This is a genomic window from Micromonospora sp. NPDC003776, from assembly GCF_053605645.1.
In genome coordinates this window covers 1-8,340 of record NZ_JBSGJR010000289.1, presented here as the reverse complement: position 1 = coordinate 8,340, position 8,340 = coordinate 1, and the positions used below count along the sequence as shown (strand labels likewise).

8 protein-coding genes are annotated in these 8,340 nt (G+C 71.5%); 4 read left to right on the top strand and 4 right to left on the bottom strand.

The genetic code is table 11. The annotated features are described in order from the left end of the window. Positions 1-108: 108 nt before the first annotated feature. The 4 genes from recF to dnaA form a co-directional block, all read right to left on the bottom strand. The gene (gene recF / locus ACWEVO_RS21985) at positions 109-1,242 is read right to left on the bottom strand and encodes a DNA replication/repair protein RecF (RefSeq protein ID WP_452309400.1); all 1,134 of its coding nucleotides are present in this window, start codon (positions 1,240-1,242) and stop codon (positions 109-111) included. A gap of 16 nt (positions 1,243-1,258) precedes the next feature. Continuing rightward, the gene (gene gnd / locus ACWEVO_RS21980; RefSeq protein ID WP_452309399.1) at positions 1,259-2,131 is read right to left on the bottom strand and encodes a phosphogluconate dehydrogenase (NAD(+)-dependent, decarboxylating); all 873 of its coding nucleotides are present in this window, start codon (positions 2,129-2,131) and stop codon (positions 1,259-1,261) included. Between the two features lie 40 nt (positions 2,132-2,171). Further along, the gene (gene dnaN, locus ACWEVO_RS21975) at positions 2,172-3,305 is read right to left on the bottom strand and encodes a DNA polymerase III subunit beta (protein ID WP_452309398.1); all 1,134 of its coding nucleotides are present in this window, start codon (positions 3,303-3,305) and stop codon (positions 2,172-2,174) included. A gap of 760 nt (positions 3,306-4,065) precedes the next feature. After that, complete coding sequence (gene dnaA, locus ACWEVO_RS21970; protein WP_452309401.1) at positions 4,066-5,871, bottom strand: chromosomal replication initiator protein DnaA; 1,806 nt, start codon at positions 5,869-5,871, stop codon at positions 4,066-4,068. 603 nt (positions 5,872-6,474) lie between these two features. On the opposite strand from dnaA, the gene rpmH reads away from it, so the two are divergent. From rpmH to yidC, 4 genes are read left to right on the top strand one after another with little or no spacing between them, the layout of a single operon-like run. Continuing rightward, on the top strand, positions 6,475-6,612 hold the full coding sequence (gene rpmH, locus ACWEVO_RS21965) for a 50S ribosomal protein L34 (RefSeq protein WP_013736606.1): 138 nt from the start codon (positions 6,475-6,477) through the stop codon (positions 6,610-6,612). A 34-nt stretch (positions 6,613-6,646) separates the two neighbouring features. Next, positions 6,647-7,060 (top strand): ribonuclease P protein component, encoded by a 414-nt coding sequence (gene rnpA / locus ACWEVO_RS21960; protein WP_452309397.1) that lies wholly within the window; start codon positions 6,647-6,649, stop codon positions 7,058-7,060. Positions 7,061-7,104: 44 nt separating this feature from the next. Continuing rightward, a complete protein-coding gene (gene yidD / locus ACWEVO_RS21955; protein WP_199737128.1) occupies positions 7,105-7,344 on the top strand; it encodes a membrane protein insertion efficiency factor YidD in 240 nt (79 codons plus the stop codon). Between the two features lie 4 nt (positions 7,345-7,348). Beyond that, positions 7,349-8,323 carry a membrane protein insertase YidC gene (yidC, locus tag ACWEVO_RS21950; RefSeq protein ID WP_452309396.1) on the top strand — a complete coding sequence of 325 codons (975 nt, stop codon included), beginning with the start codon at positions 7,349-7,351 and terminating at the stop codon, positions 8,321-8,323. Positions 8,324-8,340: the final 17 nt, after the last annotated feature.

Below are 8,340 nucleotides of genomic sequence, written 5' to 3'. Positions count from 1 at the left end.
CCCCGGGCCCGGCCGGACGTGCCGGCCGAGCCGTCGGCCGCGTCCGACCCGGCAGGGGTACGCGCCCCGCGTCCCGGCCCCAACCGGGCGGGCGGGAGCTGGACCTCGTCATCCGACACGGCGTACCGTCCCCTCGCCCACCGCGTACCGGGCGCCCCGCAGGGCCGCCGGCACGTCGTCGTCGACCGCACAGGTCACCAGGAGCTGGGCGGCCCCACCGACCAGCTCGGCCAGGCGCTCCCGCCGGCCGGCGTCCAGCTCGGCGAAGACGTCGTCGAGCACCAGCACCGGCTCGATCCCGTCGGCGCGCAGCAGGTCGTACCCCGCCAGCCGCAGCGCGAGCGCGTACGACCAGGACTCGCCGTGGCTGGCGTACCCCTTGGCGGGGAGCGGGCCGAGGGTGAGCGCGAGGTCGTCGCGGTGCGGGCCGACCAGGGTGGTGCCGCGTTCGATCTCGGCCGACCGCTGCTCGGCCAGCGCGGCGGTCAACGCCTCCGCCAGCACCGTCCGGTCGGTGGTCGGCTCGGGCAGTTCCACCGACGGCCGGTACGCGATCCCCGCCGCGCCCCGGCCCGCCGCCACCGCGTCGTACGCCTTCGCCACGTGCGGGGTGAGCGCGGCGACCAGCTCCAGCCGGCCGGCGAGCAACTCCGCCCCGTGGTGCGCCAGGTGGGTGTCCCAGACGGCGAGTGTGGACAGGTCCCCGCCCCGCGAGCCGCCCGTCTTGCGGGCCAGGTACGCCGTGCGCAGCAGGGCGTTGCGCTGCTTGACCACCCGCTCGTAGTCGGCCCGCACGCCCGCGTACCGGGGCTGGCGGGTGACTAGCAGGTCGTCGAGGTAGCGGCGGCGCTCGGCCGGGTCGCCCCGGACCAGTTCCAGGTCCTCCGGGGCGAAGAGCACCAGCCGCAGGGCGCCGAGCACGTCCCGGGCACGGCGGGCCGGCGAGCGTCCCAACCGGGCCCGGTTGGCCTTGCCGGGGACGATCTCCAGCTCCACCAGGAGCTCCCGGCCCTCGTGCACCACCGCGCAGCGGATCACCGCGGAGGAGGCACCCATCCGGACCAGCGGGGCGTCCGTGGCGACCCGGTGCGAGTCCAGGGTCGCCACGTAGCCCAGCGCCTCGACCAGGTTGGTCTTGCCGACGCCGTTGGCGCCGATCAGCACGTTCGGGCCGGGCTCCAGGTCGACGCCGACCCGCTCGTACGAGCGGAAGTCGACCAGTTCGAGCCGGCGGACGTACACAGGCTGTGGATACCGGTCAGCGCTTGTGGACGGCGTGCCCGCCGAACTGCTGGCGCAGCGCGGCGACGGCCTTCATCGCCGGCGAGTCGTCCTGGCGGGACGCGAACCGGGCGAAGAGCGAGGCGGTGATGACGTTCAGCGGCACGGCGAGCCGGACCGCCTCGTCGACCGTCCACCGGCCCTCGCCGGTGTCCTCGGTGTAGCCGCTCAGCTCGGACAGGTCCGGATCCTCGTCCAGCGCCCGGTCGAGCAGGTCGAGCAGCCAGGACCGGACCACGGTGCCCTCACGCCAGGACTTGAAGACGCCCGGCACGTTGGTCACCAGCTCCGACTTGGCCAGCAGCTCGTAGCCCTCGGCGTAGGCGTGCATCAGGCCGTACTCGATGCCGTTGTGCACCATCTTGGCGTAGTGGCCGGCGCCGACCGGGCCGGCGTGCACGAAGCCGAACTCGCCCTCGGGCTTGAGCGCGTCGAAGATCGGCATGAGCCGCTCGACGTGCTCCTTGGCGCCGCCGACCATCAGCGCGTAGCCGTTCTGCCGGCCCCAGACGCCGCCGGAGACGCCCACGTCGATGTAGCCGATGCCCTGCTCGTTCAGCCGCTCCGCGCGCGGGGCGTCATCGCTGAACCGGGAGTTGCCGCCGTCGATGATGATGTCGCCCTCGCCGAGCACACCGGCGAGCTCGTCGATGGTGGCGTCCGTGACGCCGGCGGGGACCATGACCCAGACCGCGCGGGGTGACTCCAGCTTCTCGGCCAGCTCCGCGAGGCTCGCGGCGTCGCTGAGCTCCGGATTGCGGTCGTAGCCGACCACCTCGTGCCCGGCGGCGCGCAACCGCTCGCGCATGTTGCCGCCCATCCGGCCGAGTCCTACCAGGCCGAGCTGCATCTGCTGCTACCTCCGTACGTCTGGGTCTTGCTGGCTGCGATCAGCGGGACACGCGGATCGGCATGATGAGGTACCGGTACCCCGGGATGACCTCGCCATCCTCACCGGCGGGGGAAATGACCGCGGGCTTGAAGGCGTCGACGAACGAGAGCAGAGCGTACTGGGCGCCCAGGTTGGCCAGGCCATCGATCAGGTACTGCGGATTGAAGCCGATGGTCAGCGGGTCGCCGCTGAAGGTGGCCTCCATGGCCTCGCTGGCCCGCGCCTCCTCGGTGCCGCCGGCCTCGACCACCAGCCCGTCCGCGCTGAAGCTCAGCAGCACCGGGGTGGTCCGCTCGGCGACCAGCGCCACCCGCTTGACCACCTCGATCAGCGTGGCCACCGGCACCCGCGCCTCGGCGTTGTGGGTGGCCGGGAAGAGCGAGCGGACCGGCGGGTAGTTGGCCCCGTCCAGCAGCCGGCTGGTGGTCCGCCGGGTGCCGCCGGAGAAGCCGATCATCCCCTCGCCGGCCGCGCCCTGGGAGAGCGCCATGGTGACCTGGCCGCCGAGCGGGCCGAGGGCCTTGGCGGTGTCGTGCAGCGTCCGGGCGGGCACCAGCGCGTTGAGGCTGATCTCCGGGTCGTCCGGGTTCCACTCCATCTCGCGCAGGGCGAGGCGGTAGCGGTCGGTGGCGAGCATCGCCATGGTGCTGCCGGAGAGCTCGATCCGTACGCCGGTCATCATCGGCAGCGTCTCGTCCCGGCCGGCGGCCACGGCCACCTGGGCCACCGCGGCGGCGAACGCGGCCGCGTCGACCGTGCCGGCGCTCTCCGGCATCTCCGGCAGGGCCGGGTAGTCCTCGACCGGCATGGTGGGCAGCGTGAAGCGGGCGCTGCCACAGACCAGCTCCAGGTGGGAGCCGACGGCGGCGATGTCCACCGGCTTGGCCGGGAGCGCCTTGGTGATCTCGGCGAGCAGGCGGCCGGAGACCAGGGCCGCGCCGTCGGCGTCGCCCTGCACCTCGACCGTGACCTGGCTGGAGACCTCGTAGTCGAAGCCGGAGACCTGCAGGTTGCCGTCGGTCACCCGGAGCATCACACCGGCCAGCACCGGTACGGAGGGCCGGTTGGGCAGGCTCTTGGCGGTCCAGGCGACCGCCTCGGCGAGCGCGTCGCGCTCCACTCGGAACTTCATCAATGCCTCCGCGTCGACGTCAGCGACAACTCTCTCATGCCGACCGCTGCCACCCGCCCCGCCCGACCGTGCGGGTACCCATCGCACCTTAGGGCGCGTGGGCATCGGCTGTGCGCCCGACCCCGTGGATCGAGGTGCCGGGGCGACCGCCGACGGCGGCGGTCCGGCCCGATCCACAGGAAGTCCAACGGTGATGATTGGTTTTTGTTGTTTAGAAGAGATAACTCATCGTCTTCATCGCACCTGTGCAAACTGTGGAGAACCGGCGTCCGCGCAGGTCAGACAGGTTATCCACCGGTGGTTTGACTGTGGAGAACCAGGGGTAGAACTCGTGTTCCGGTCCACAGCCGGGCGCCGCCCCCAGGTTTTCCACGGTTGTCCACCGGTTGTCCACCGCTAATCCACGGGGTTTCTCCCCAGGCTTGTGGACGGGTCGGCCGGCGTTGATCCGCGTCGTCCCCAGAACCTTCAACAGGCAACCCACAGGCCGACCGTCGTCGGTGGACAACGTGACGGTTGTCCCCAGGCGTCCACAGCGTCGTCCCCAGGAGTTGTCCACAGTCTGTGGGTAACCGGCTGCGGACGCAGGGTGGTTTTCCACCGCCTGTGACACAGGGGATGTGGACAACGGGGTCGTGCTGTGGATGAACACGACTCCGATCCTGGGCCCTCGATCGGGTCGAGGGCCAAGCCCCGAGCGTCCGCCGGCACGAAAAAGCCCGGCCGGTGCTCCGGCCGGGCGCTGCTTTCGAGGGGTACGTCAGGTGTTCTGCTTGATCCGGTTGGTCAGCTCGGCGATCTGGTTGTAGAGCGAGCGGCGCTCGGCCATCTGCTGGCGGATCTTCCGGTCGGCGTGCATGACGGTGGTGTGGTCCCGGCCGCCGAACGCCTGCCCGATCCGGGGCAGGGACAGGTCGGTCAGCTCCCGGCACAGGTACATGGCGACCTGGCGGGCGTTGACCAGCACCCGCGAGCGGGAGTGGCCGCGCAGGTCCTCCAGGCTTACCCCGAAGTAGTCGGCGGTGGAGACCATGATCTGGTCGGCGGTGATCTCCGGTCCGGTGCCGTCGGGGATGAAGTCCCGCAGCACCTCCTCGGCGAGCGACAGCTCCACCGACGACCGGGTCAGGCTGGCGAACGCGGTGACCCGGATCAGCGCGCCCTCCAGTTCTCGGATCGAGTTCGACACCCGGGAGGCGATGAACTCCAGCACGTCCGGCGGGGCGAACAGCCGCTCCTGGGCCGCCTTCTTCTGCAGGATCGCGATCCGGGTCTCCAGGTCCGGCGGCTGGATGTCGGCGAGCAGGCCCCACTCGAACCGGGTCCGCAGCCGGTCCTCCAGCGTCGCCAGCTGCTTGGGCGACCGGTCGGAGGTGATCACGATCTGCTTGTTGGCGTTGTGCAGCGTGTTGAAGGTGTGGAAGAACTCCTCCTGGGTCCGCTCCCGGTTCTCCAGGAACTGGATGTCGTCGATCAGGAGGATGTCGACGTCCCGGTAGCGGCGCTGGAACGCACTCGTCTTGTCGTCCCGGAGCGAGTTGATGAAGTCGTTGGTGAACTCCTCGGTCGAGACGTACCGGACCGAGCGGGCGTTCCCCAGCGTGGTGGCGTAGTGCCCGATGGCGTGCAGCAGGTGGGTCTTGCCCAGCCCCGAACTGCCGTAGATGAACAGCGGGTTGTACGCCTTCGCCGGCGACTCCGCCACCGCGACGCTCGCCGCGTGGGCGAAGCGGTTGGAGGACCCGATGACGAACGTCTCGAACATGTACTTCGGGTTGAGCCGGTTGCCGCCGCTCTCCGCCCCGCCGGGCAGGCGCCGGTCGGGCGATCCGCCGGGGCGGTGATCCGCGCCACCGCGTCCCGGGCCGGAGTCGGTGCGACCGTCGCGGGGCAGGCCGCGCAGCGGCGGGGCGTCCGCCGGGCCGGCGGTGTCGCGGTAGCGGGGCGGCTCGTAGCCGCGGCCGTCGGGAGCCGGGCCGTCGACCGGCGCCGGCTCGTCGAAGACGCGCCGCTCGGGGGCGGCCCGCAGCGGCTCGGCGAAGGCGGCGCTGAACAGGTCGTCCTGGCCGTCCCGACTGGTGGGGATGAGCTGTGGGCGCACGCCGTCGGCGGTGCGCTGCCGGGGGGTCGGTTCCTCCACCGGCGGCTCCGGCCGCGGTTCGGCGTACCCGCGAGCCTCCGGCGGGGCCGGAAAGTCCAACCCGGGGAAGCCGGGTGCGGCTGCCGCCGGGCCGGGCTGGTCGAAGCCGGCCAGCAGGTCCTGGGGCCCGTCGGGCGTGGCGGCCGGCTCGGGGGCGGCCCGGTAGACGGTGCCCGCCGGGCGGCCCGCGTCCTCGGCGACCCGTACGGTCACGGCGACCTGGATCGGCCGGCCGAACCGGCGGCTCAGGGCCTCGGTGATCGCCGGGCGGAGCCGGGACTCGATCACGTCGCGGGTGAAGGCGTCCGGTACGGAGAGCAGAGCGGTGTCCTCGACGATCGCCCGGAGCCGGGTGAGCCGGAGGTACGCCCGCTGCTGCGCGGAGATGATCTCGTCGGCGAGCTCCTCCGTCGTCGCCGTCCACACCGCGGCAAGGTCGGTCGCTCCGGTCACCGTCGTGCCACCCCCTCGCCTCTACTCACGCCCGCCCGGACGGCTGACCGGTCGTCATCCACAAGTTATCCACAGCCTGTGTGTACCGACCGATTGTGGCCGCCCACCGGACGCGGGTCGGACCTGCCCCCCTGGTTCCCGGAGGCGTTGAAGCGGGTTCAACGTGCCGAACGATTCACTACCTTGTCCGGTCTTGCCGGTCAGCGACAACTCGGACCCCCGACGCTGACCGCAATCGGGCACGCTAACAGCGCGGACCCCGCGCCATCAACCGTCGACACCGGGGAAGCCTTCTCAACATCAGTGAAAAGCGCCCCTTCGGTCGGGCTCCGGGGCCGATCGGCGTCCCGGGTGTGATGTTTGACGGTCATTGCCCCCCCTGCGTAGGCTGGAGCGGCTGCTCTCTCGCCCTCTGCTAGGGTGATGGGTGCTTGCTGTCCGCGGTCGCTTCCCCGCATCGCCGAGGACCCGCGTCGTCGGGCAGCACCGATCGGAGGCCACCGCCGAGGTGGCCTGGACCACCACACGACCCCGGGCGATCCCCCGCGCGGGGCGTACGACAACGGAGAGCCTGACGTGAGCAAGCGCACCTACCAGCCGAACAACCGCCGGCGCGCGAAGACCCACGGCTTCCGGCTGCGCATGCGCACCCGTGCCGGCCGCGCCATCATCTCGACCCGTCGCGCCAAGGGCCGCGCCCGCCTGTCGGCCTGAGGCCGACCGGTCCGGTCCGGGGACGTGGGCAGTCGTGCTGGCCGCCGCGCAACGACTGCGGCGCAGTAGCGACTTCGCCGCAGCGGTTCGGGGTGGCCGACGCGTCGGACGCGGCGCCGTCGTGGTCCACCTGACCCTTCCGGAGCAGACCGGACTTTCCGCGACAACCTCGCCGGAGCCGGCGCGGCACCGCGGTGTGGAACCCTCCGCGCCGAGCCGCGCCGGCTTCGTCGTGTCCAAGGCGGTGGGCAACGCCGTGGTCCGCAACAAGGTCCGCCGCCGCCTGCGCCACCTGGTCCGCGAGCGGCTGGCCGACCTGCCCGCCGGCAGCACCCTCGTGGTACGCGCCCTGCCGCCGGCCGCCGAGGCGTCGTACGCCCGGCTCGGGGCCGACCTGGACGCGGCCCTCACCGCCGCGCGCTCCCCCCGGGGTCGGCGGTCCCGGTGAACGGCGGGACCGCCGCGCCGCGGCCGACTACTACCGGTGCCCGCATGCTGCTGGCGCCCATCATCGCGTACCGTCGGTGGATAAGTCCGGCACTGCCGGCCCGCTGCCGGTTCTACCCGTCGTGCAGTGCCTATGCCGTCGAGGCGGTGTCCCGGCACGGTGCGCTCCGGGGAGGCTGGCTGACGGTCCGGCGGCTGTCGCGATGCCACCCCTTTCACCCAGGTGGACACGACCCGGTGCCGGAGCCGGGCGATCGCCGCCGTGCCGACGTGACTGGAGCCTGAGAAATTGAGTCTCGACTGGATCTACTACGCGATCTCGTGGATCCTGCTGACCTGGCACTCGGCCTGGGACGCCCTGGTGTCGTCGGGAGCGGTGATCGGGACGAACTGGTCCTGGATCCTCGCCATCGTCTTCCTGGTCGTCACGGTCCGGGTCATCCTCTTCCCGGTCTTCGTCAAGCAGATCAAGTCGCAGCGGGCGATGCAGGCGCTCCAGCCCAAGGTCAAGGAGCTCCAGGAGAAGCACAAGGGTGACCGGGAGACGCTCCAGAAGGAGATGATGGAGCTCTACCGGAAGGAAAAGGCCAACCCGCTGATGGGCTGCCTTCCGATGTTCCTCCAGATCCCGGTCTTCCTGGGCCTGTTCCACACGCTCAAGCGGCTCAACCCGGGCAACACCCAGAAGACCCTGTACGGCTGGACGGTCGAGCAGTTCCACAGCGCCTCGAACGCCAAGCTCTTCACCGCCCCGATCTCCGGCCGGTTCGGCTCGACCGCCGACGAACTGGCCCGACTGGGCGCGAACGCCGGCACGGTGAAGCTCGTCGCGGGTGTCCTGGTGCTCATCATGATCGCCACCACGTACCTGACCAGCCGTCAGATGATCCTGAAGACCGGCTGGGCGGAGGACCCGCAGCAGCGCATGGTCCAGCGGCTGATGCTCTACGGCATCCCGGTCTCGCTGCTGGTCTCCGGCTCGATCTTCCCGATCGGCGTGATCATCTACTGGGTCACGAACAACCTGTTCACCCTCGGCCAGCAGCAGTGGGTGCTGCGTAAGTTCCCGCCCCTGGTGCCCCAGAAGACCGGTACCGCGGCGCGGAACGGCAAGCCGGTCGCCAAGAGCGGCGGGCTGCTCGGCCGCAAGACCACCCCGCCGGCGGCGAAGGCCCCGGCGACCACCCCGAAGGTGACCGCCCCGAAGCCCGGCGCCAAGCCGGTCAACCCGAAGAAGAGCCGCCCCGCCAAGCGGCAGTGCTGAGCCTCCGGTGCGCCACC

Bases quoted from the DNA above. Each gene is read 5' to 3' on its own strand.
- yidD (WP_199737128.1), top strand. From the start codon at position 7,105: ATGCTGCTGGCGCCCATCATCGCGTACCGTCGGTGGATAAGTCCGGCA.
- dnaN (WP_452309398.1), bottom strand. From the start codon at position 3,305: ATGAAGTTCCGAGTGGAGCGCGACGCGCTCGCCGAGGCGGTCGCCTGG.
- gnd (WP_452309399.1), bottom strand. From the start codon at position 2,131: ATGCAGCTCGGCCTGGTAGGACTCGGCCGGATGGGCGGCAACATGCGC.